Genomic DNA, 396 nt, shown 5'->3' on the forward strand with positions numbered 1-396 from the left:
ACCAACATCCTCATCAAGCGCTCGAAGCTGGTCGAGGCGAGCGCCGAGAAGCTTCTGCTTTACCAGCTCGCCGGGGCAGCGATCGTGGGCGTATTGGTGCTGCCTCTCGCCGGCCCGCCCGTTCGCGACCCGACCGTGCTGCCGACCTTGGCGCTGCTTTTCCAGGCGGTCTACATCGTCGCCTTCACCTATGTGCTGTGGTTCTGGCTGCTGCGGCGGTATTCGGCGTCAGGCTTGTCCAGTTTCACCTTCCTGTCGCCGGTTTTCGGCGTGCTGTGCGGAGCCATGTTCTTGAATGAGCCGCTGACCATGCGCATTTTCCTGGCACTTGGCCTGATTGCCGCCGGCCTGATCATCGTCAACCGGCCGGCGCGCAAGCTGACGCCGGTGTAAGAG

Annotated in this window: 1 protein-coding gene; it reads left to right on the forward strand. The window is 63.1% G+C overall.

Going from position 1 to position 396, the window contains the following annotated elements; all coding sequences use genetic code 11:
- Positions 1-393 (forward strand): DMT family transporter (locus EN932_RS37800; protein WP_164890928.1); only part of this gene is annotated, 393 nt, incomplete at its 5' end.
- Positions 394-396 lie beyond the last annotated feature (3 nt).

The organism is Mesorhizobium sp. M7A.F.Ca.US.002.01.1.1 (genome assembly GCF_004022955.1).
In the GTDB taxonomy this organism is placed as follows: Bacteria; Pseudomonadota; Alphaproteobacteria; order Rhizobiales; family Rhizobiaceae; genus Mesorhizobium; species Mesorhizobium ciceri.